The sequence below is a fragment of the Streptomyces sp. NPDC088746 genome (assembly GCF_044751065.1).
Classification (GTDB): domain Bacteria; phylum Actinomycetota; class Actinomycetes; order Streptomycetales; family Streptomycetaceae; genus Streptomyces.
In genome coordinates this window covers 137724-159259 of the sequence record NZ_JBIVLA010000004.1, presented here as the reverse complement: position 1 = coordinate 159259, position 21536 = coordinate 137724, and the positions used below count along the sequence as shown (strand labels likewise).

Genomic DNA, 21536 nt, shown 5'->3' with positions numbered 1-21536 from the left:
GTACGTCCGTACGGAGTCCGACCGGTCCCCGAAGCGCTGCGGTGCCGTGGAACGGGGCACCGTCAAGGAATGCCTGCAGTTTCCACGCCCGAGCCCGTCGTCAAACTCGTCCAGCGCACCGCCGAACCGGCCGCGGCCCAGACACTGCGGTCGACGGCGGCGGCCGTCATCGCCTTCGCCGTGGCCCAGGCCGTACTGCCCGCGCCGCACCCCGCACCGCTCACCGCCCCTCTGACCGCCCTCCTCGTGGTGCAGGTGACGCTCTACGCCACGCTGACCACCGGGATCCGGCGTGTGAACGCCGTCGTCGTCGGGGTCCTGATCGCCAGCGGATTCAGCTCCCTGGTGGGCCTCAGCTGGTGGACCCTGGGCCTGACCATCTTCACGTCCCTGCTGATCGGGCGGCTCGTACGGGTCAACGAGTTCGTACCCGAGGTGGCCATCAGCGCGATGCTCGTCCTCGGCGTCGCCCAGGTCGCGGACACAGCATGGGAGCGTGTGCTGGAGACGCTGATCGGTGCGGGAGTCGGCCTGCTCTTCAACCTCCTGCTGGCACCACCCGTCTGGGTCGAGTCGGCGGGCGCCTCCATCGGCGGCCTGGGAGAGCGGATGGGCAAGATGTTCCGGGCCCTCGGCGACGAGATCGGCGGTAACCACCCCGTGCGGGAGGCTGCCGCCCGGCTGCACGAAGCCCGCCGCCTCGACCACGACATCGTCGAGGTCGACGCGTCCCTGAGGCAGGCCGAGGAGAGCCTGATGCTCAACCCCCGCGTCAAGCAGGGGCTGCTCTACCGCGTCGTCCTGCGGACCGGGCTCGACACGCTGGAGATCTGCGCCGTGGTGCTGCGCGTCCTGACCCGCACGCTGACCGACCTCGCCAAGGCGCGCACCGACGAGGCGCTCTTCCCCGAGGACGTGGCCACGGACCTCAGGGAGCTCTTCGGACACATGTCCGACGCCATCGAGGGGTTCGCAGTGATGATCACCACGCCGATGGCCGAGAGCGGCGAGGAGGCCGAGGAGCGCCTGGCCGACGCCCTCGCCCGCAGTCGCGCGACCCGCGACCGCGTGGCGGATCTGCTGCTCGAAGACGTCCAGGAGCACCCGAGGCAGTGGCAACTGCACGGCGCACTGCTCGCGGAGGTCGACCGCATCCTCGACGAACTCGACATCGACAAGCGCACGGAGCGCCTGGCGGAGGAGCTGGACCGCCGTTCCGCCGAGGCCCACGAGCGCCACCCACGGCTGCGGGAGGTGTCCCGCCGACTGCGCGGCGGGACACAGTTCCGGCGACGGGCCGGCGAGTGAGGGACGTCAGTCCGCCGGCCGGCGGGGCTCCTCGACGGGCCGTTTCCGGCGCCGGTGGCTGGTGTCGCACCACGGATACATCCGGCTGCGCCGGCACATGCAGACGGCCACGACGAACCGGTCGGAGACGGCCACACTGCCGTCCGCACACGTGACTTCCACGGGCCCCTCGACCAGAAGGGGACCCTCGTCGCCGAGGGTGATGCGGCACGGACGTTCAGACTCGTTCGGCACGGATCACCACCAGCTCCTCCGCCGTCTCTTCCTCGTCCATCAGGCCCGTCGCCCGCAGCCACCGCAGTCTGGAGCGCAGCACGGGCCCGAGGGGCACCAGGGCGCGGGAGCTGACATGAGCCCGCATCCCCGCTTCCGAGAGGCGCCGAAGGGTCACTTCGCTGTCGCACAGGCCCGAGTGCACGAGGAGGAGGCGCCCTCCGGGGCGCAGCGCCGCCGGGGCGGTCTCACAGACCCTGTCCAGGACGGCCCGGCCGTCGCGCCCCGCCTCCCAGGCCCGCGCCGCACCGCGCCCGGGAAGCCGGCCCAGCGGGGACGGCACATAGGGCGGGTTGCAGATCACCAGGTCGTAGGACCGGCCGGGCAGGGCCGAGAGTAGATCGCTGCGCCGCACGGTGATGCGCCGGCGGTGCAGCAGCGCGTTCAGCCGGGCCGTCGCCACGGCCCGCCACGCGACGTCCACTGCCGTCACCCGCGCTCCCCGCCGCGCCGCGTGCAGGGCGAGGGCGCCACTACCCGTGCCGACGTCCAGGACCTCGGTGCCCGGGCCGATGTCCTCCAGGTTCAGTGCCGCCATGAGCAGGAGAGTGTCGTGCTGGGGTGCGTACACCCCAGGGAGGGTCATCAAGCGGGTTTTACGGGTGTCCTCGGCCATGTCTGCTGACATCTGCGACTCCATTCGATGCTTCGCCGTCGGTGCGGACCAGGGCTTGTGGTTCAGACCTGCCAGTCCGCGAGCAGCCGGTCGCCGAGCCGGTCCTCCAGGCATGAGGTGGCGGTGATGCCGAACGCGATGTCGGCCGCCAGTTCGGGTTCGTCCTCGAGCAGCCCGCCGATCACCTCGCGACGCACCACCTGCTCGTGCACCGCGTCCGCTTCGACGTGCTCGGTGTAGAAGAACTCCGCCGCGGGACCCGCGCCCGTGCGCTTCATGGCGTCTGCCAGGCGCCGGGACGCGGGGGAGGAGGTGATCTCGACAGCGGCGAAGTGACCCACCAGCGCTCCGCGCAGCCGGCGGTGCAGGCCGAAGAGCGACATGAGGTTCACCAGGGCCAGCATGGGCGCGCAGCCCTCGTCCAGATAGCGGCCGTACGTCGTGTCCAGGCCCAGATCCGTCATGAGGTCGGCGAACAGCTGAGCGTGGACGCGGTCCGCGCGCCCGGCGCCGAACTCGTCGTACTCGATCGCCGCCATGCCCGCCTTGGCCCGTCCACTGAGCCGGGGCAGCACCCAGGCGTGCGGGTCGGCCTCCTTGAGGTGGTACAGCGAACGCTGTGCCGCGTACGCGCGCAGATGGCGCAGCTCGCCCCGGTCCTGGAGGAACCACGAGACACCGGAGCCGCGGACCGGTTCCACGAGGAGGCCGTCCAGGACCTCGTCCAGGCTCGCGTGCACCGGGGCGTCGCTCCGGAGGGCCGCCAGGAAGCGGTCCTCCAACGCTGCGCGTACGGCGAGCAGGGGCGGGTCCCACTCCAATTCGGGGCGTACGCCGCTGAACCCGCGGTAGTGCAGCTCGTAACAGACGTACAGAGCCAGCTGCAGGTCGTCGCCGTAGGGCTCGGCGGCCCCGGCGGCATCCGGGTCCGGCAGGACGCCGTCGTCCCGCAGATAGCCGATGACCCCTGTGGACAGCGCGCCGCGTCCTCGCGGAAGTGAAGGTCCTGTGTGTTGACGTGACATGGTGTTCCTCCTGCCCCGGCATGCCCCGGAGTCACACGGACTACCGTGATCGACTGTACGCCGATCGCCCGTGACCAGCCTGTCCGCAGGGACGCACCCCCGCACGGGCCCCTACGGGCGGGCTTTCTGAGCCGTCCAGCCCAGGAGCCGTTCCACCGGCCAGGTGGTGACCACACGGTCCACGGGTACTCCGCACTCCTCCGCCCGCGCGCACCCGTAGATCTGCCAGTCCAGCTGCCCCGGGGCGTGCGCGTCGGTGTCGATCGAGAGGAGGGCACCCGACGCGACCGCCTGCCGCAGCAGGCCGCGCGGGGGATCGAGCCGCTCCGGGCGGCAGTTGATCTCCACGGCGGTCCCGGCCTCGGCACACGCCGCGAAGACCCGCTCCGCGTCGAACACCGATTCCGGACGCTTCTTCCCGCCGAGGAGCCGCCCCGTGCAGTGCCCCAGGATGTCCGCGTGCGGATTGCGTACGGCGGCGAGCATCCGCGCCGTCATCGCGCCGGCGTCCATGCGCAGCTTCGAATGGACCGAGACGACCACCACGTCGAGCCGCTCCAGAACGTCGGGTTCCTGGTCCAGCGAGCCGTCGTCGAGGATGTCGCACTCGATGCCGGTGAGCAGACGAAAGGGGGCCCACCGCTCGTTGAGCTCCGCCACGACGGACAGCTGATCGAGAAGGCGCTCGGTCGAGAGCCCGTTGGCCACGGTCAGCCTGGGGGAGTGGTCCGTGAGCACCGCCCACTCATGGCCCAGCTCGGCAGCCGCCCGGCCCATCTCGGCGATCGGGCTTCCCCCGTCGGACCAGTCCGAGTGCAGATGGCAGTCCCCGCGAAGGGCCGAGAGGAGCGCCTCGCCGCCGGAGGCCAACGGTGCGGACGCCTCTTGCTCCAGCACCTCGAGGTAGGCGGGCGTCGCGCCCTCCACCGCCTCACGGATCACCTTGGCCGTCTTCGGCCCGATGCCGCGCACCGTCTCCAGCGAACCGTGTGCCACCCGCTGGGCGACTTCCTCGGCGTCCATGGAGCTGATCGCCTCCGCCGCCGTGCGGAAGGCCTTCACCCGGTACGTGGCCGCCTGGGACCGCTCCAGGAGGAACGCGATCCGCCGCAGCGCGTCTGCCGGATCCATCGTCAGGGCCGCGCGGTGTGATGAGGGTGCCCGTGCGTCCGGCGGCTTTCCTTCATCTCCGCCTCGTAGAGATGGCGCCGCCCACCCACGAGCTCCCGGCGTACCCGCTCCTCGACTGCGACGAACGGCCGGTAGTACGTGTCGTCGTACGCCTCGACCATCTGGAAGGTCCAGCAGCCGGGAATGACGTTGCGGCCCAGGATCTCCCGCTCCACCAGGTCGGCCTGGGCCGTGTGACCACCCATCCGGAGCAGCTCGACCGCCCGGTCCAGCGTCAGATCCGCACCGCCCGTGAGCTGGTGGAACCCGTAGAGCTGCCCCCGCGCACGCTCCACCCGTTCCAACGCCTCCGTCAGCGCTCCGAGCGCCTCGACGGTCGTGTCGTCGACCCCGGACGGCCGCACGTGCTCTTCCTCGGGCCCGTCGGGGCCACGGTTCTCACTCATGCATACGACTGTGCACGCGTCCCGGGCGATGCGTCCCGCCGGACCGGCGAAAGGGTGAGCGCTTCCCCGGCCGTCCTCGTCCGCCGAAGTGCGGCGGGACGGATTCTGATCAGACTGGATCTCATGGCAGAGAACCGTCGCGCCCGATCCGGGCACACCACGAAAACGGCAGCCCCACGCTCCTCGTCCCGACGCGGCCCCGAGCACGCTGCCCGTGCTGCCTGCGAGAGCCTCGAAAGACTGATCTGTCACCCCGCGGAAGGGGTGTCGGCGGTGCGGCGGAACGACGACGGCTGGTGTGTCGTCGTCGACGTGCTCGAAGTGCCCCGCATCCCGGACACCACGAGCCTGCTGGCCTCGTACGAGGTGCAGATCGATGAGCGGGGCGAACTCACGGAGTACAGCCGAGTCCGCCGCTACCGGCGTGGCTCCGCCGACGAATGACCGCTTCGCCCCTCACCCGGAAGGACGCTCCATGACCACGACCATGTACGCCGACGAAGTCGCCCCGTGCCCGCCCAGGGCCGGCACGCTCTACGACGTTCTCGAACTCATCCTCGACCGCGGCATGGTCATCGACGTGTTCATCCGGGTGTCGCTGGTCGGCATCGAGATCCTCAAGATAGACGCGCGCATCGTCGTCGCGAGTGTGGACACCTACCTGCGCTTCGCCGAGGCGTGCAACCGGCTCGACCTGGAGCGCGACTCCGGCAGCACCACCATCCCCGAGCTGCTCGGCGGACGTGCCGCCAAGTCCATGGGCAAGCGCAAGGTGCGCAAGGCGGCGGAGTCCGTCGGCGACTCCGTCCGCAAGGCCGTGGGGAGCGGTGACGATGACGACGACGAGCAGGAAGAGCGGCCGAAGAAGCGCCGGGCGCCCGCCCGCGACGGGGCGAGCCGACGCCAGCGCGCGGAGGCGTGAGCCGTGACCGAGAGCCGCGTGTACGTGTACGCGATCATCCCGACGGGAGTGAGGCTTCCGGCCGGCGCCGTCGGCGTGGGCAGCCCTCCCGCCGGGCTGCGGCTGGTCGGTGACGGGGACGTCACCGCAGTCGTGAGCGACGCGCCGGAGCAACTGCGCGCGCGCCGACGGGACCTGATGGCACACCAGGACCTGCTGCTGCGCCTCTCGGACAGCGGCCCCGTGCTGCCCATGCGGTTCGGCGTGGTCGCACCGGACGAGTCGTCGGTCCGTGCCCAACTGGCCGGATCGCAGCGCGAGCACCTGGCGACCCTCCACCACCTCGACCGGAGCGTGGAGATGAACGTGAAGGCGCTCCCTGCCCAGGACGCGCTGGCGGCTGTCGTCGCCGAGGAGAGGAACGTACGGCGGCTACGCGAAGACGTCCGCCGCCGCCCCAACTACGAGGCCAACGTCCGGCTCGGTGAGGCGGTGGCAACCGCGCTGTCCCGCCGAGCGGCCGAGGCCGGAAAGAAGCTCCTGCACCAGCTCACGCCCTTGGCCCGCGAGGTGGCTGCGGGGCCCGAGGTCCACGGGTGCGCGCTCAACGTGTCGTTTCTCGTCGACCGGAAGGACAGCGACGCCTTCCGGGCGACGGCGCAGCGGTTCGCCGACGCGCACAGGGAGCGCGTCGAGCTTCGCGTCGCGGGGCCGCTGCCCTGCTACAGCTTCGTCCCCTCCCGTGCTCCGCGGCCGACGGTCTCGAGGATCTGACATGGGACTGTTCACCGGCCTGCTCCTCCTGCCCCTCGCGCCGGTCCGCGGCGTGATCTGGGTCGCCGAGAAAGTGAATGACGCGGCCGACCGGGAGCTGCACGACCCGGGTGTGATCCGGGCTCAGCTTGCCGCGCTGAATCAGGAGCTCGAGGACGGCAACGTCGGCCTGGAGGAGTTCGAACGGGAAGAGGCGGAGCTGCTCGACCGGCTCTATGCCGGACAAGCCCGCCCCGCGCCGAACCATCGAAGGTGACTCACTCATGGAAGATCAGACAAAGGTGACGCTCGCAGCAGCCGTTGTGGGCGGATACGTACTCGGTCGCACGAAGAAGGGGCGCGTGGCGCTCTCCGTCGCGACCTATCTGGCAGGCAGGCGCTTCGGCCTGGAGCCGCGCCAGCTCGCCGCCGAAGGCATGCGCCGACTGGGCGAGATGCCGCAGTTCGCCGAACTTCAGGACCAGTTGAAGGGCGAGGTCCTCGACTCCGGCAGGAAGGCACTGACAGCGGCGGCCGACAGGGGCATGAACTCGCTGGCGGACGCTCTCAGCGACCGGACGGCGCGGCTGGGGGAACCCGACGAGGACGAGGACGAATACGACGAGGACGAGGGCGGGGACGAGGAGTACGAGGACGAGGAAGAGCAACCGGAAGAGGAAGACGAGGAAGACGAGGACGAAGAGGACGAAGAGGAAGAAGAACCGGAAGAGGACGAGGAAGAAGAGGAAGAGGAAGAGGAAGAAGAGCCGGAGGAGGACGAGGAGGAAGAAGAGGACGAGGAGGAGCCGGACGAGCCGGACGAGCCGGAGAAGCCGCGGCCGAGCCCTCGCAGGGGCAAGTCCTCCGACGGGGCAGCCGGCAAGAAAGCGGCGGCGAAGAAGCAGCCCGCTGCGAAGAAGGCCGCAGCCAAGAAGACACCGGCGAAGAAGGCCGCACCCGCCAAGAAGGCCGCACCGGCCAAGAAGACCGCTGCCAAGAAGACCGCAGCGAAGAAGGCAGCACCGGCCAAGAAGAAGGCGGCGGCCAAGAAGTCGGCTCCGGCGAAGAAGTCCGCGGCCAGGAAAGCGCCTGCCAAGAAGTCGGCTCCGGCCAAGAAGTCGTCGGCCAAGAAGAGCGCTTCAGGCAAGAAGGCGACGTCAGCGAAGCGAGCCGCGTCCCAGCGCGGCGCACGGCGGAGGTAGGCAGCAATGGCCAGGACGGACAAGGACGAGCCCGAGTCGGAAGCCTCGGGCATGGACCGCCTTCGCGAGGAGCTCACGAACTTCGTCGGCGCACAGACGGGGAAGCTCGCGCAGAAGGCCGGCGACAAGCTGACCGGTCTCACGGGGCAGCTCACCGACATCGCCGAGAACGGTGGCTCACTGCCGTCGATCGCCTCTCGTGTCATGCAGGGCGATTCCCCGGTGAAGGCCTTCGTCTCGGAGAAGGCCGGGGACGTCAAGGACAAGGTCGTGGACAAGGCCAAGGACGTGTTCGGGGGCGGGAAGGGCAAGAGCCAGTCCGGCGGGGGCAAGTCGATGAACATCATCGAGGTCCTCGATGTGGGGGTGCCACTGCGGGACGCGTACGACCACTGGACGCGTTACGACAAGTTCGGCAGCTTCACCAAGGGCGTTCAGAGCGTCTCGATGGATGAGGAGATGTCGAGCGACTGGAAGGTCAAGATCGGCCCTTCCTCGCGCGGTTTCAAGGCAACGGTCCAGGAACAGATCCCTGACGACCGCATCGTGTGGACGTCGGAAGGAGCCAAGGGCTCCACACGCGGTTGTGTCAGCTTCCACGAACTGGCGCCGAACCTCACCCGGATCGTCCTCGTGATCGAGTACTACCCCTCGGGATTCTTCGAGAAGACCGGCAACCTGTGGCGGGTACAGGGTCGGCGCATGCGACTCGACTTCAAACACTTCCAGCGGTTCGTGACGCTCACCGACGAGGAGCCCGAGGGCTGGCGCGGCGAGATCCGCGACGGGGAAGTCGTCATGACGCACGAAGAGGCCGAGGAGAAGGAGGAAGCCGAGAAGGAGGAGTCCGAGGACTCGGACTACGAGGACGAAGAGGAGCCGGAGGGGGACGAGGAAGAAGAGCCGGAGGACGAGGAGGAGGACGAGGAAGAGCCCGAGAACGAGTACGAGGACGGCGAGGAACCCGAGGACGAAGAAGAGGAAGACGAAGAGGAAGACGCAGAGCCCGAATTCGAGGACGAAGACGAAGAGCCCGAAGAAGACGAAGAGGAAGAGGAACCCGCCCCCAGGAAGCGACGCGGACGGAGGGCCTCGAGATGACTGACCTCGACGTCGGGCGGGAGGCGTACCCCGTTCCGGGGCCGCAGAACACCAACCTCGCGGACATTCTCGAACGTGTCCTCGACAAGGGCATCGTCATCGCGGGTGACATCAAGATCGACCTTCTCGACATCGAACTGCTCACCATCCGGCTGCGCCTTTTCGTGGCCTCAGTCGATACCGCGAAGAAGGCCGGTATCGACTGGTGGGAGACGGATCCCGCGCTGAGTTCGCGCGCTGCCCGCAACTCCCTCCTGGACGAGAACCGTGAACTGCGCGAGCGCCTGGAAGCGCTCGAGTCCAAGACGGACGAGACATCGGACAACTGATGAGCAGGGAGAATCGAACGACATGACGGAGCGGGGACCCGGACGATCTTCGGACAGAAGCGCCCTCTATGTATTCGCGGTGTGCGACGCACCGGATCCGGCGGTGTTCGCGGAGCTGCCTGGTGTCGCGGCCGGCCCTCCGCTGCGCCTGCTGCGTTTCGGTGAGCTGACCGCGGTCGTCCAGACCGTCCGGGCGGCCGATTTCACGGACGAGGTGTGGCAGGCCCGCATGTCGGACCGCGACGAGCTGGAACGATACGCACGCGCGCACCACGACGTGGTGTCGGCAGCCGCCGCGTCGTGCCCCACCGTCCCTCTCCCACTGGCCACCCTGTATCACGGTGAGGACCGGGCCCGGCAGGCTCTCCTCGACGAGACCGTCCGCTTCAACACCGCTATGGAGCGCACTGCGGGCCACTCCGAATGGGGAGTGAAGGTCTACGCGGCCGATTCCCCGGCGCCCGACCCGAGCCCCGCTCCGCTCCGGCCGGAGGCGCCGGCCGGGCGTTCCCGCCCGGCCCCCGGAGCCGGTCTGGCCTACCTGGAACGCAAGCGAGGAGTGCAGGCGCGGCGTGAACAGCGACACGATGACGCCCTCCGGCTCGCCGAAACGGTGGACGCGGCGTTCGGGAACGTTGCCGCCGCGGGGCGGCGTCTACGGCTGCACGCTCCCGAACTCGTGGGCAAGGGGCGTGTCCAGGTGCTCAACGCCACCTACCTCGTGGCGGAGCACCGCGGTGCCGAACTCCAGGAGCTCACCCGGGCACTGCGGGACGCGACCGGGGCCGGGATCGACATCTCCGGGCCCTGGGTGCCGTACTCCTTCGTCGGTGAGGTGTAGAGGTGGAGCGCGAGGTGGTGCCCTGGGACAACGCCGAGCCACTGAGCGGACCCATCGGGGTGCCGCTCGTCGATCTGCTGGACAGGGTCCTGGCGACGGGCGTGGTGATCAGCGGTGACCTGGTGATCGCGATCGCGGACGTTCCGCTCGTGCGGCTGTCGCTCCACGCCCTGCTCTCGTCCGTCAACGAACGTGTTCCGGCCCCCTGGGCGGACGGAGGCCCGCTGTGACCACTTCACGACTCGACGTCGACTCGGACCAGTTGGGGCGCGATCTCGTCGCCCTGGTGCTGACAGTGGTGGAACTGCTGCGGCAGCTGATGGAGCGGCAGGCCATCCGCCGTATCGATCAGGGGGACCTCACCGACAGCCAGGTGGACGAGATCGGCACCACGCTCATGCTGCTCGACCAGCGGATGGCTGAGCTCTGCGACCAGCACGGGGTGCGTCCCGAGGACCTCAACCTGGACCTGGGCCCGCTGGGCACCCTTCTGCCCCGTGACTGACATGCCCCTCGACCGACATGCCCGCTGCTGGCGCAGGCGAAATCCGGAGTTCACAGAAGCAACTGGATGTGCTCGGGCCTGGGCGCGGTGGCGGCAAGGGCATATGCTCTATATGTCCACAATGTTCGCACGGGGTGTTCGTTCCGGAGGCAGCAATGATCATCATCGGAGCCATCCTTCTGATTCTCGGCCTGGTGACGGGCCTCGGGTTCCTGTGGACCATCGGGATCATCCTGCTCGTGATCGGGCTCGCCCTGTGGCTCCTCGGTGCTGTGGGCCACGCGGTCGGAGGCCGCCGGCATTACTGGTGATGTCGCCTCGCCCATGTTTGAGGTGAGAGTGGCGGGGCAAAGCCCAAGTGGCGCGGGAGCGCTCCCACGCCGGTGGATCCCCCCACCTCCCCTCGAAACGGAGATCGCACCATGATATGTCATGATCGCGTCAACTTAGGCGGCTGGGTGCTGCGCCTGGGCGGCGTATTCGTCGCCGCTCTCCTCTGTCTTCTCCCGTGGACAGGCACCGCGAGCGCCCACGGCTCCGTCGTCGACCCGGCCTCCCGCAACTACGGCTGCTGGCTCCGCTGGGGCGATGACTTCCAGAACCCGGCCATGGAGCAGGAAGACCCCATGTGCTGGCAGGCGTGGCAGGCCGACCCGAACGCCATGTGGAACTGGAACGGGCTGTACCGCAACGGATCCGGCGGTAACTTCCCGGCCGCGGTGCCGGACGGTCAGCTGTGCAGTGGTGGACGGACGGAGAGCGGACGGTACAACTCGCTCGACACCGTCGGCGCGTGGAAGACCACCGACGTCACCGGTGACTTCACCGTGAAGCTGTACGACCAGGCCAGTCACGGCGCCGACTACTTCCAGGTGTACGTCACCCGGCAGGGCTTCGACCCCGCCACGGAGGCGCTGACCTGGGGTGACCTGCAGCTGGTCGCGGAGACGGGCAGCTACGCCCCCAGTCAGAACTACGAGATCCCCGTGAGCACCTCAGGTCTCAGCGGCCGTCATGTCGTCTACACGATCTGGCAGGCGTCGCACATGGACCAGACGTACTTCCTCTGCAGTGACGTGAACTTCACCTGACCCTGTGCCGTGCCCCCGACCCGGACCCCGTCGGCCGTTCCTGACCGGCGGGGTCATCGAACTCTCGTGCGTCCGAGCGCGTGTGCGTCTGTCAGGTGATCGATTGGCGGTCCGGTCAGGCCCGTCCTAACGTCGATGAGTGAACGTTTCCGTTCTCCCCTGACGTGTTTGGCGACTAAAGCTATGACCGGATCGCAAGCGAAGTCTGCGCCGGTTGCCGGATCCCCGGGCCGGGGCCACGGCAACGGGATTGCGCTGCTCGTCATCGCCTCGTGCCAGCTGATGGTGGTCCTCGACGTCACCATCGTGAACATCGCTCTGCCGCACATCCAGTCCTCCCTCGGGTTCTCGACCGAGAGCCTGTCGTGGGTGATCAACGCCTACACCCTGACCTTCGGCGGGCTGCTTCTGCTCGGTGGACGGCTGGGTGACATCCTCGGGCGCCGCAGGGTCTTCATCTTCGGCGTGCTGCTCTTCGTGGTGGCCTCGCTGCTGGGCGGACTCTCGCAGGATTCCTGGCAACTGCTCGCGGCGCGCGCCCTGCAGGGTGTCGGAGGCGCGATCGCCTCACCGACCGCGCTCTCCCTCATCACCACGACCTTCCGCGAAGGACCCGAGCGGAACAGGGCGTTCGGTGTGTTCGCCGCGGTATCGGCGGGCGGAAGCGCGATCGGCCTGCTCGCCGGCGGTCTGCTGGTCGAATGGCTCGACTGGCGCTGGGTGCTCTTCGTCAACATCCCCATCGGCCTGCTGATCGCCCTCGGAACACCGCGCCACATCAAGGAGTCCGAGCGGCATCCCGGCCACTTCGACCTCCTCGGGGCGCTGACCTCCACCCTGGGCATGGTGCTGCTCGTCTACGGCTTCATCCGTGCCTCCGAGGACGGCTGGAGCGACAGCCTGACCCTCGCCTCCTTCGGCGCCGCCGTGGTGTTCCTCCTGGTCTTCCTGGCCGTCGAACGCCGGTCCAGGCAGCCCATCACGCCCCTGCGCATGTTCAGCGACCGCAACCGCTCCGGCGCCTACGCGATGATGCTGAGCCTGGCCGCGGCGATGTTCGGCATGTTCTTCTTCCTGACCCTCTTCGTGCAGAACATCCTGGACTTCAGCCCGCTGCGCGCCGGGCTCGCCTTCCTGCCCGTGAGCGCGATCATCGCGATCAGCGCGGGTCTCGCCTCACGGCTGCTGCCCCGGTGGGGCCCCAAGCCCTTCATGGTGACGGGCGCGGTCCTGGCCGCGGTGGGGCTCGGCTGGCTCACGCAGACCGATGTCCACAGCACGTACCTGGGCAGCATCCTCGGCCCCATCCTGGTCTTCGGCTTCGGTATGGGCATGCAGTTCGTGTCGCTGACCCTGATGGCGGTCTCGGGGGTGGCGCCGAGAGAAGCGGGGGCCGCGTCCGGAGTCCTCAACGCCACCCAGCAGGTCGGCGGTTCGCTCGGGCTGTCCATCCTGGTCACGGTGTTCGGTACGGCCAGCCGCAACGAGGCGACGGATCAGATACCGCGCTTCCTGGCCGAGGCGACCCCCGCGCAGCAGCTGGAATTCCGCAGGACGGGTGAGCTCCCGGCGCCGTGGGGCGACCAGGTACTGGCTTCCGGTGTCTCCAGCGCGTTCATCGCCGCCGCCGTCTTCTCCGTCGTCGCGGCGCTGGTGGCTCTGCTGGTCATCCAGGTCCGGGCCTCCGACCTGGAACGCCTGCGGGGCGGAGGGGCCATGGGCCCGCCGATTGCCGAGCAGGACGCTCCGGAGGCAGTCGGGGGCGGAGGGGACCCGGATTCGGGCCGCGCCGGCGGGACGCGCGACGCCGGAGTTCCGACACGAAAGCGAGACGGAGGCGAAGGTTCCCCGCCACTTGGATAGGGTGCCGTTCGCCATCAGTGTCCTTCGGGGGAGATACAAGTAGATGAGTGGTCAGCAGCAGGACCGGGGCAACGGCTCCCAGATCTTTCAGCCACTGGCAGGGGACGACCCGGCGACGATCGCCGGATACCGGATCGCGGCCAAGCTCGGCGCGGGCGGGATGGGCAAGGTCTACCTGTCGTACACACCCGGCGGGCGTCCCGTAGCGATCAAGGTGATCCGCCCCGAATTCGGCGAGGACGCGGAGTTCCGGCGCCGCTTCGCCCAGGAAGTGCAGTCCGCTCAGCGGGTGCAGGGCCTGTTCACCGCGCCGGTCATCGACGCCGACACCCAGGGCGCTCAGCCCTGGCTGGCGACCGCGTACGTGCCCGGCCCCTCCCTCGCCGACGCGGTCGCCGCGCACGGAGCACTGCCCGTACAGGCGGTGCTCCTGCTGATCGCGGGCATGGCGGAGGCCCTCCATGTCATCCACGGCGCGGGCATCGTCCACCGCGACCTGAAGCCCTCCAACGTTCTGCTCGCCGCCGACGGGCCCCGGGTCATCGACTTCGGAATCGCCTACGCGGCCGACGCGACCTCCCTCACCGGCAGCGGGGTGACCATCGGCACGCCGTCGTTCATGGCGCCCGAGCAGGCCGCCGGCCGCAAGGTGACCCCGGCCACGGACATCTTCGCCCTCGGCCAGGTGGCGGCGTACGCCGCGACGGGCATCCCGGCCTTCGGCGAGGGGACCTCGCACGGAGTGCTCTACCGGATCGTGCACGAGGAACCGGACCTCACGGGGGTTCCCGAGCGGCTGACAGAGCTCGTCACCCGTTGCCTCACCAAGGACCCCGCGGGCAGGCCCTCGATCGCCGAGATCATCGAACTGTGCCGGACCGCGAACGCGGAGACGGTCCTGCGCCGTCCCGAGGACTGGCTTCCCGCGCCGGTGGCCGCCGACATCACCGTGCGCGCTGCCGCTCCCGCTCCCGTCCAGACCCCTCCGCCCCCGGCCACCGCACCGGGTGCGGCGTACTCTCCCACCGCGCCCGCGTCCCCGGCACCGGTCGCGCAGGCCCCGGCCACACCGCCCCCGGGGTTCGGGCCGCCGCAGCCCTACCCGCCGCACCACCCCACGCAGCCGTCCGGCGCCCAGGGCCACGCCTACGCACCCACCCAGCATCCCTCGCCTTCGCACCCGCAGCCGTATCCCGGGCCCGGGCGTCCCGCGCCCGCTCCCGTGAACCAGGCCGCCCCGCCGAAGAAGAGCACGGGAAGGCGCGCTCTGTTCATCGCTCTCGCGGCCGCACTGGTCTTCGGCATCGCGGGCGGTGGCACGGCGTACCTGCTGAGCAAGGACGACGAGAAGCAGACACAGGGCGGGAGTTCGCCCGAGGGCGGGCAGAAGGAGACGGCGAAGGGGACTCCGGACCCGGACGCGAAGCCCGCGGACACCTCGGACGACGGCGCTGAGGAGAAGCCCGACCCCGAGCCCGCCGAGTACAACGGCATCAACCTCACCGCCGGCTACCACCTGACCCTCGCGGACGAGGACGTACGGCCCCAGGAAGGCGAGGACGCCGGGTACGAACTCTCCTACGACACGGGCGGATACCTCGACGCGGAGAGCACCGACGGCAAGCTGGTGCTGCTCGACCCGTCCCAGGAGGGTTCGCTCGAGGCCTGCCGGGCGGACACGAGGTTCACCGAGAACATCGACACCGAGAAGCTGTCGAAGGGCCGTCAGGTCTGCGTGTTCACGGGCAGCGGCCACATCGGCCTCGTGACGGTGCAGGGCTTCTCGGCAGAGAACTCACCGAGCAAGTACATGACTCTGGACCTGACGGTCTGGCGCAACGCGGCCGTCTGACGGACCGCGCCGACCGACGGCGGGCGGTGGGGCGTTCCCGGGCTCACCGCCCGCCGCCCACCGCCCGCCACCCGCCGAGGCGGGTATCAGGCCAGATTCACGAGACGGATGTAGCGCACCCAGTCCCAGTGGGCCCCGGGATCCGTGTGGTCGCTGCCGGGTACCTCGTGATGGCCGATGATGTGCGCGCGGTCCTTGGGCAGGCCGTAGCGGTCGCAGATGCCCGCCGTGAGCCTCGCCGACCGCTCGTACATCGTGTGCGTGAAGTACGACGGCTGGTCGACCCAGCCCTCGTGCTCGATGCCGATACTGCGCGTGTTGTAGTCCCAGTTCCCCGCGTGCCAGGCGACGTCCCGCTCCCGCACGCACTGGGCCACGAGCCCGTCCCCCGAGCGCACCACGTAGTGGGCGGACACCTCGCTGCCCGGGTTCCGGAAGATGCCGATCGTCTCGGTGAACGTCTGCTGGGCGACATGGATGATGACGCGGTCGACGGGATACTCCGAAGGGCGGCTCGCCACCGTGTAGTTGGACGTGGACGCCGGAGCCCACCGGGCACCGGGGTGGTCCGTGTCCGCCGTCGGCGCGGCCACGGCGCGGGCCGAGGCCGGAAAGAGCGCCGCGGTGGCCGTCACCGCGGCGCTCTGAAGTATCCGTCTGCGCTGCATCGATGCTCCTGTGCGATGGACGTGGGCCCGGTCTACGGCACAACACGCGTCGCCCCGACCGTACGGTTCCGCGGCAGAGGGACCGCACGGGCAGGGGCACACCGGCAACCCCCACACCCCGGCCTCAGGCGCCGGACTGCACCCCGGCCAGGGCAGTCGCGGGATCGTCCTCCGCCGGGCCTGCCGGGACCCACCGGCCGCGCTCCTTGGCGTACGGCCACCATCGCCCGTCGGGGCCGTACCGCAGCTGCGCACCGGAACCGACCACCGTCCAGCGGTTGTCGGCGGCACGGAGCTGCGGGCCCTCGCCCTCCTCCCACGCCGAGGCGAGCTGCGCCCGGGCGCGTGCGAGTTCCTCGGGACCGGGCAGCCACTTCCCGTCGCACACCGTCAGGGCGGTCGTCCCGCCGTACCTCCAGGCCCGCACCGCCGCGTCGAGACCGGCCGGCCCACGCCCGGCCGCGGTACCGAGACGGGCCGTGAGACGGGCGTCCGGCCGGCCGTCGGCAGTCAGTCGCACGGCGTCCTGCTCCGGCGTCAGAACGGCTGCCAGGGGCTGCTGTCCGTGCCCGACCGCGAGCGCCTCAGCGAGCATCGCGAACGCCCGTACGGCGCTGTCCGCCGCCAGGAACTCCAGAGCGGAGGGGTCGATGCCCCCGGCGGGATCCGTCTCCGTGTCCAGCGAGGGCGGCACGCCCGGCTCGGCCGGCAGGGGCGGGGGAGGGGGCAGCGGCGGCAGGATGTCCCGCGCCGCGTACGCCTCGTCGGCACGCACCCCGCGTGCCGTCGGACCGCCCGCCGGGCTCACGGCCGACGACTCGTCACCCCTCCCGCGGACCGCACGCGCGGCGCTGCGCACCTGCAACTCGTCGAGGAGCCGCCGCTCGTCGCGTCCCCGCAACAGCAGCAGCACGAAGGGGTCCTGGTCGAGCAGCCGCGCCACCTGGTAACACAGGGCCCCCGTATGCGGACAGTGGTCCCATGCCTCGCAGCTGCACTCCGGCTCCAGGTCGCCGATGCCCGGCAGCAGTTCGAGACCGGCGGCGGCCGCGTCCTCCACCAGGTGCGGCGGCATCTCGCGGTCGAGCAGGGCGGCGATGTGGCCCGACCGCTCGGACGCCATGTCCAGGAACCTGTCCCACTCCTCCTCGGTCAGCTCCTGGAGCAGCACATCACTGCGGTACGCCGTCGAGTCGCGGTCCTGCACGACCGCTGTGATCCGGCCGGGCCGGACGGAAACCGCGCCGACCCGGCCCTCCCGGGCCAGCCGGCGCCCCTTCTTGAGCTGCTGACCGTCGAGTGCGGTGTCCTCCAAAGCCTTCAGCCACGCCCGCCCCCACCAGGAAGAGGCGAACCCCCGGCCCTGTGCGGGCGGCAGTGCGGCGAATGTGCGCTCCGGCTGGTAACCCTCGTTCATCGTGCGCCCCCTCGGAGCTCGACCAGCTCGGCCAGCTCCGCATCGCTCAGTTCCGTCAACGCGGCCTCACCGCTGCCGAGGACCGCGTCCGCGAGCCCCTGCTTCCGGGCCAGCATGGCGGCGATCCGGTCCTCGACGGTGCCCTCGGCGATCAGCCGGTGCACCTGCACCGGCTGGGTCTGCCCGATCCGGTACGCGCGGTCGGTGGCCTGCGCCTCCACGGCCGGATTCCACCAGCGGTCGAAGTGCACGACGTGAGCGGCCCGGGTCAGGTTGAGACCCGTACCCGCCGCCTTGAGCGACAGCAGGAAGACCGGCACCTCGCCTGCCTGGAACCGGCTCACCATGGCCTCCCGCTCGGCGACCGGGGTGCCACCGTGCAGGAACTGGGTGGAGACCCCGCGCGCGGCCAGATGCTGTTCCAGGAGCCGTGCCATCTGTACGTACTGGGTGAACACCAGGACCCCGGCGCCCTCGGCCAGGATCGTGTCGAGAAGCTCGTCAAGCAGCTCCACCTTCCCCGAACGGTCCACGATCCGCGGGCGTTCCTCCTTGAGGTACTGCGCCGGGTGGTTGCAGATCTGCTTGAGCGCCGTGAGCAGCTTCATGACCAGCCCGCGCCGGGCGAAGCCGTCCGCGCCGGAGATCTCCTCGAGCGTCTCGCGTACCACCGCCTCGTACAGGCCGGCCTGCTCCGGCGTGAGCGACACGGCGCGGTCGGTCTCCGTCTTCGGCGGAAGCTCCGGAGCGATTCCGGGGTCGGACTTGCGGCGCCGCAGGAGGAACGGGCGGACCAGAGAGGCGAGCCGCTCGGCCGCGACGGGGTCGTTGCCTCCCTCCACCGCGCTCGCGTAGCGGGTGCGGAACGTGCCGAGCCGCCCGAGCAGCCCGGGGGTCGTCCAGTCGAGGATGGCCCACAGCTCGGAGAGGTTGTTCTCCACCGGCGTACCGGTGAGGGCGACACGGGCCCGCCCACCGACGGCGCGCAGCTGCCTCGCCGTCGCGGAGTGCGGGTTCTTGACGTGCTGTGCCTCGTCTGCGACGACGATGCCCCAGGACGTCTGCGCCAGGTGCGCGGCGTCGAGACGCATGGTGCCGTAGGTGGTGAGGACGAACTCGCCGTCCACCAGGCCCTCCAGCGAACGCGACCCGCCGTGGAAGCGACGCACCGGTGTCCCCGGGGCGAACTTCTCGATCTCCCGCTGCCAGTTGCCCATCAGGGAGGTGGGGCACACCACGAGCGTGGGCCCGGCGGCGGACTCGATGCCCTGCCGGTGCAGGTGCAGGGCGATCAGCGTGATCGTCTTGCCGAGTCCCATGTCGTCGGCGAGGCAGCAGCCGAGACCGAGTGACGTCATGGTGTGCAGCCAGTTGAGGCCGCGCAGCTGGTAGTCGCGCAGACTCGCGTCGAGCGCCTCCGGCTGTGCGACAGCCCGGCGGTCCTCCGACTCGGGGTCGGCGATCCTCTCGCGCAGCTGCTCGAGCCAGCCCGTCGCCGCCACCTCCACCCGGTGCCCGTCGACATCGGTGGTTCCGGTCAGAACGGCCCCCAGCGCGTCGATGGGGGTGACCTTGCGGTCCTGGGTCCCGCGTGCCCGGCGGGCGTCCTCCGGATCGATCAGCACCCACTGGTCACGCAGTCTGACCAGTGGTCTGCCCGCCTCCGCGAGCTGGTGGAGCTCGGCGCGGCTCAGGTTCCTGCCGCCCAGCGCGAAGCGCCAGTCGAACGCCAGCAGTGCGTCGGCAGACAGGAAGGACGGAGTGTCCCCTCCCGTCCGCGCGGTCGGCGCACCGTCGTCCTGCGGGCCGATCACCGCTCGCGCGGTGAGCTTCCTCGACAGCTCTCTGGGCCAGTGCACCTGCACGCCCGTCGCGGCGAGCGCCCTGGCCGCCGGGCCCAGCAGTTCGGCGATCTCCTCGTCGGCAGGCTCGACCGCGTCCGGAACCGCGGCCGACAGAAGGGGCGCCAGCGGGGGCCAGGCCCGGGCGGCGCGCCGCAGGGCGAGCAGGGCGTCCATGCGGGCGCGCGGACCGAACAGCGAGGCGGCGGGGGAGCGGTCGGCCCACACGTCCGCCGCGTCGGCGACATGGGCGGGGTCCTGGACGCTGTGGATCTGCAGGACCGCACGGAACGAGGGGGCGCCGCCGGCGTCCTCCACACCCTCCGTATCGCCCAGTCCCGAGACCTCGACACGGAGGGAGAGCCGCACGCCCGCGTCGTGTCCGGCCGCGACGTCGGCCGCCCACGGCCGGAGCTCTGGCAGATGCTGCGCCTCCGGCGATGCGAACGCCGCTGTGCCCGTGGCCAGTCCGGCCGCCGGGGTGCGCGGGAGTCCGTCCACCACCGCGTCGAGGAACGACCGCAGCAACGACTCCGGTTCGGCGAGCAGCACGGGCTCGGCCGCGGGATCGATCGGCACCGCATGAGCGTCGGGCGGCATGGAAGCCGCCAGCACCCGGATCCGCTCCAGGTCGTCCGCGGTCAGCGGCCCGGCCCGCCAGGCATCGCGGTCGGTGGGGCTCAGCCCGGGCAGCAGCAGTCCACGCGCGACCAGTTGGAGCGCAAGGACACCGGCAGCGCCCCAGAACGCCGCGGAAGGGGATGAACGGGAGTCCGCCCGCGCCCTCGTCAGGACCGGCAACGCGTCCCGCACGGGCAAGAGCAACGCCGGGACCGTACAAGGGCGGACGTCGCCTCCGACGACCGTCAGCTCCGCCGGACTCCCTGCTTCACCGGGAGGGGTGCTACCGTCCGCATTCCAGAACGCGATCAGGCCGGTACGGGCCGGATCCGCGGGGAGGAAGACTGCGGAGCAGCGGGACAGTTCAGAGATCTCGTTGAGCGTTGCCGCAGGGAGCCTGTGCACAGCGATGTCAGATTCCTCAAATTTGACTAGTGAGCCCGGGGTTCGCCGAGGGTACTCCACCCACGGCCCGTTCCGGGAGAAATGCACAGTGATCCACCTCACTCATTTCTGCCTTCTGAAGCTTGGGGTGCAGCCCCCGCCACCACCGGACAGGGGGATTTCCCCCGCACGACCGGGGTGATGGCGCCATGGCTGCCGCAGGCCCGCTCTCCGTACGTTTGACGAGGTCAGCGCAGATGCCCAGAAACCGGAGACGTCATGCCCCAGGCGGTAGCAGCCACCGTTGCGCAACACATCGGCGACGGATCGGAGGGTCCGGCGGTCCCGCCGGCCACCGGAAGTGATTTCGCACCGCTCCTGAAGACCGTCAAGGGGCAGGGACTCCTGGAACGGCGCACGGGCTGGTACGCGGCGGGGATCGCCGCCAACCTCGCCGCTCTCGGAGCCGTGATCACCGGCATGGTGTTTCTCGGTGACACCTGGTGGAACCTGTTCCTCGCCCTCCCACTGGCCGTCCTGTGGACCCGCACGGCGTTCTTCGGGCACGACGCGGGCCACGCCCAGATAACCGGCGACCGCAAGGCCGGCCGGATCGTCGGTCTCGTCCACGCCAATCTGCTCCTCGGAATGAACGAGGCATGGTGGAACGACAAGCACGTACGCCACCACGCCAACCCCAACCACATAGACAAGGACCCCGACGTCGGGGTGGGCGCCCTGGTGTGGACCCAGAAGCAGGCCGCTCAGCGCGAGGGTTTCGCCCGCTGGCTCACCCGCAACCAGGCGCGGCTCTTCTTCCCGATGCTGCTCCTCGAGGGCATCGCCCTCAAGATCTACGGCTTCCAGTTCCTGCGGCGGCAGCCCGCCCGTCAACGCGCACTGTCCGGTCTTCTGCTGACCGGTCACCTCGCGCTGTACGCCACGCTGCTCCTGACCGTCATGTCCCCGGGCAAGGCCGTCGTCTTCGCCCTCGTGCACCACGCTCTGTTCGGTCTCCACCTGGGCATGGCCTTCGCTCCGAACCACAAGGGCATGGAGATGCCGGACCCCGACGGTGACCGCTGGGGGCACCTGCAGCGCCAGGTCCTCACCTCGCGGAACGTGAAGGGTGCCGTACTCACCGACTGGTTCCTCGGCGGTCTCAACTACCAGATCGAGCACCACCTCTTCCCGAGCATGCCCCGCCCCCATCTCCGGCTCGCCCAGCCGCTGGTGAAGGCGCACTGTGCCTCGATCGGGATGCCGTACGCGGAGACCGGCATCATCGAGTCCTACCGGCAGGCGCTGGAGCACATGCACGAGGTCGGCGAGCCGCTCCGGTAGACCGTCGCGGTGCTCGTGCCGCGC

At 70.1% G+C, this 21536-nt stretch carries 24 protein-coding genes; 16 read left to right on the top strand and 8 right to left on the bottom strand.

Translation table 11 applies throughout. The features are described from left to right. Positions 1–69: 69 nt before the first annotated feature. On the top strand, positions 70–1308 hold the full coding sequence (locus tag ACIP63_RS19715) for an aromatic acid exporter family protein (RefSeq protein WP_401517204.1): 1239 nt from the start codon (positions 70–72) through the stop codon (positions 1306–1308). Between the two features lie 6 nt (positions 1309–1314). On the opposite strand, the gene ACIP63_RS19710 is transcribed toward ACIP63_RS19715, so the two are convergent. From ACIP63_RS19710 to ACIP63_RS19690, 5 genes are all read right to left on the bottom strand, one after another. After that, a complete protein-coding gene (locus tag ACIP63_RS19710; protein WP_401517202.1) occupies positions 1315–1542 on the bottom strand; it encodes a CDGSH iron-sulfur domain-containing protein in 228 nt (75 codons plus the stop codon). Beyond that, positions 1526–2209 (bottom strand): HemK2/MTQ2 family protein methyltransferase, encoded by a 684-nt coding sequence (locus tag ACIP63_RS19705; protein WP_401517200.1) that lies wholly within the window; start codon positions 2207–2209, stop codon positions 1526–1528. The genes ACIP63_RS19710 and ACIP63_RS19705 overlap by 17 nt, the downstream gene beginning before the upstream one ends. Positions 2210–2259: 50 nt before the next feature. Continuing rightward, positions 2260–3222: an iron-containing redox enzyme family protein gene (locus ACIP63_RS19700; RefSeq protein WP_401517199.1), complete on the bottom strand. Its 963-nt coding sequence runs from the start codon at positions 3220–3222 to the stop codon at positions 2260–2262. Positions 3223–3333: 111 nt separating this feature from the next. Next, positions 3334–4353, bottom strand: coding sequence for a PHP domain-containing protein (locus tag ACIP63_RS19695; protein ID WP_401517197.1), 1020 nt, complete (start codon positions 4351–4353; stop codon positions 3334–3336). Between the two features lie 2 nt (positions 4354–4355). Further along, positions 4356–4799 carry a hypothetical protein gene (locus tag ACIP63_RS19690; RefSeq protein WP_401517195.1) on the bottom strand — a complete coding sequence of 148 codons (444 nt, stop codon included), beginning with the start codon at positions 4797–4799 and terminating at the stop codon, positions 4356–4358. Between the two features lie 123 nt (positions 4800–4922). Here ACIP63_RS19690 and ACIP63_RS19685 point away from each other — a divergent pair, with 123 nt between their 5' ends. The 14 genes from ACIP63_RS19685 (at position 4923) to ACIP63_RS19620 (ending at position 15237) form a co-directional block, all read left to right on the top strand. Continuing rightward, entirely contained in the window at positions 4923–5243 is a 321-nt protein-coding gene (locus tag ACIP63_RS19685) for a gas vesicle protein (RefSeq protein ID WP_104782644.1), read from the top strand. 31 nt (positions 5244–5274) lie between these two features. Continuing rightward, positions 5275–5721: a gas vesicle structural protein GvpA gene (locus tag ACIP63_RS19680; RefSeq protein WP_401517193.1), complete on the top strand. Its 447-nt coding sequence runs from the start codon at positions 5275–5277 to the stop codon at positions 5719–5721. Positions 5722–5724: 3 nt separating this feature from the next. Further along, positions 5725–6474, top strand: a complete 750-nt coding sequence (locus ACIP63_RS19675; protein ID WP_401517191.1) for a GvpL/GvpF family gas vesicle protein — start codon at positions 5725–5727, stop codon at positions 6472–6474. Between the two features lies 1 nt (position 6475). Continuing rightward, positions 6476–6730, top strand: a complete 255-nt coding sequence (locus tag ACIP63_RS19670) for a gas vesicle protein GvpG (protein ID WP_362930336.1) — start codon at positions 6476–6478, stop codon at positions 6728–6730. A gap of 7 nt (positions 6731–6737) precedes the next feature. Then, positions 6738–7655: a histone protein gene (locus tag ACIP63_RS19665; protein ID WP_401518300.1), complete on the top strand. Its 918-nt coding sequence runs from the start codon at positions 6738–6740 to the stop codon at positions 7653–7655. A gap of 6 nt (positions 7656–7661) precedes the next feature. Further along, a complete protein-coding gene (locus ACIP63_RS19660) occupies positions 7662–8756 on the top strand; it encodes an SRPBCC family protein (RefSeq protein WP_401517189.1) in 1095 nt (364 codons plus the stop codon). Further along, positions 8753–9085: a gas vesicle protein gene (locus ACIP63_RS19655; protein ID WP_401517188.1), complete on the top strand. Its 333-nt coding sequence runs from the start codon at positions 8753–8755 to the stop codon at positions 9083–9085. Before ACIP63_RS19660 ends, ACIP63_RS19655 begins: the two co-directional genes overlap by 4 nt. A 22-nt stretch (positions 9086–9107) precedes the next feature. Beyond that, positions 9108–9926 carry a GvpL/GvpF family gas vesicle protein gene (locus tag ACIP63_RS19650; protein WP_401517187.1) on the top strand — a complete coding sequence of 273 codons (819 nt, stop codon included), beginning with the start codon at positions 9108–9110 and terminating at the stop codon, positions 9924–9926. A gap of 2 nt (positions 9927–9928) precedes the next feature. Further along, positions 9929–10156, top strand: a complete 228-nt coding sequence (locus tag ACIP63_RS19645) for a gas vesicle protein (protein WP_356741204.1) — start codon at positions 9929–9931, stop codon at positions 10154–10156. Further along, the gene (locus tag ACIP63_RS19640) at positions 10153–10431 is read left to right on the top strand and encodes a gas vesicle protein K (RefSeq protein ID WP_325744821.1); all 279 of its coding nucleotides are present in this window, start codon (positions 10153–10155) and stop codon (positions 10429–10431) included. The genes ACIP63_RS19645 and ACIP63_RS19640 overlap by 4 nt, the downstream gene beginning before the upstream one ends. A 155-nt stretch (positions 10432–10586) precedes the next feature. Next, the gene (locus ACIP63_RS19635; RefSeq protein ID WP_401517184.1) at positions 10587–10742 is read left to right on the top strand and encodes a DUF6131 family protein; all 156 of its coding nucleotides are present in this window, start codon (positions 10587–10589) and stop codon (positions 10740–10742) included. A 111-nt stretch (positions 10743–10853) separates the two neighbouring features. After that, positions 10854–11522, top strand: a complete 669-nt coding sequence (locus ACIP63_RS19630; RefSeq protein ID WP_401517182.1) for a lytic polysaccharide monooxygenase — start codon at positions 10854–10856, stop codon at positions 11520–11522. 183 nt (positions 11523–11705) lie between these two features. Next, on the top strand, positions 11706–13385 hold the full coding sequence (locus ACIP63_RS19625) for an MFS transporter (RefSeq protein ID WP_401517180.1): 1680 nt from the start codon (positions 11706–11708) through the stop codon (positions 13383–13385). Between the two features lie 43 nt (positions 13386–13428). Next, positions 13429–15237: a serine/threonine-protein kinase gene (locus ACIP63_RS19620; protein WP_401517179.1), complete on the top strand. Its 1809-nt coding sequence runs from the start codon at positions 13429–13431 to the stop codon at positions 15235–15237. Positions 15238–15323: 86 nt separating this feature from the next. On the opposite strand, the gene ACIP63_RS19615 is transcribed toward ACIP63_RS19620, so the two are convergent. The 3 genes from ACIP63_RS19615 to ACIP63_RS19605 form a co-directional block, all read right to left on the bottom strand. Continuing rightward, on the bottom strand, positions 15324–15905 hold the full coding sequence (locus tag ACIP63_RS19615) for an N-acetylmuramoyl-L-alanine amidase (RefSeq protein ID WP_401517177.1): 582 nt from the start codon (positions 15903–15905) through the stop codon (positions 15324–15326). A gap of 124 nt (positions 15906–16029) precedes the next feature. Continuing rightward, positions 16030–17322 carry an SWF or SNF family helicase gene (locus tag ACIP63_RS19610; protein ID WP_401517175.1) on the bottom strand — a complete coding sequence of 431 codons (1293 nt, stop codon included), beginning with the start codon at positions 17320–17322 and terminating at the stop codon, positions 16030–16032. Further along, positions 17319–20189 (bottom strand): DEAD/DEAH box helicase, encoded by a 2871-nt coding sequence (locus ACIP63_RS19605; protein WP_401517173.1) that lies wholly within the window; start codon positions 20187–20189, stop codon positions 17319–17321. The genes ACIP63_RS19610 and ACIP63_RS19605 overlap by 4 nt, the downstream gene beginning before the upstream one ends. A 258-nt stretch (positions 20190–20447) precedes the next feature. On the opposite strand from ACIP63_RS19605, the gene ACIP63_RS19600 reads away from it, so the two are divergent. Further along, on the top strand, positions 20448–21512 hold the full coding sequence (locus ACIP63_RS19600) for a fatty acid desaturase family protein (protein ID WP_401517171.1): 1065 nt from the start codon (positions 20448–20450) through the stop codon (positions 21510–21512). Positions 21513–21536 lie beyond the last annotated feature (24 nt).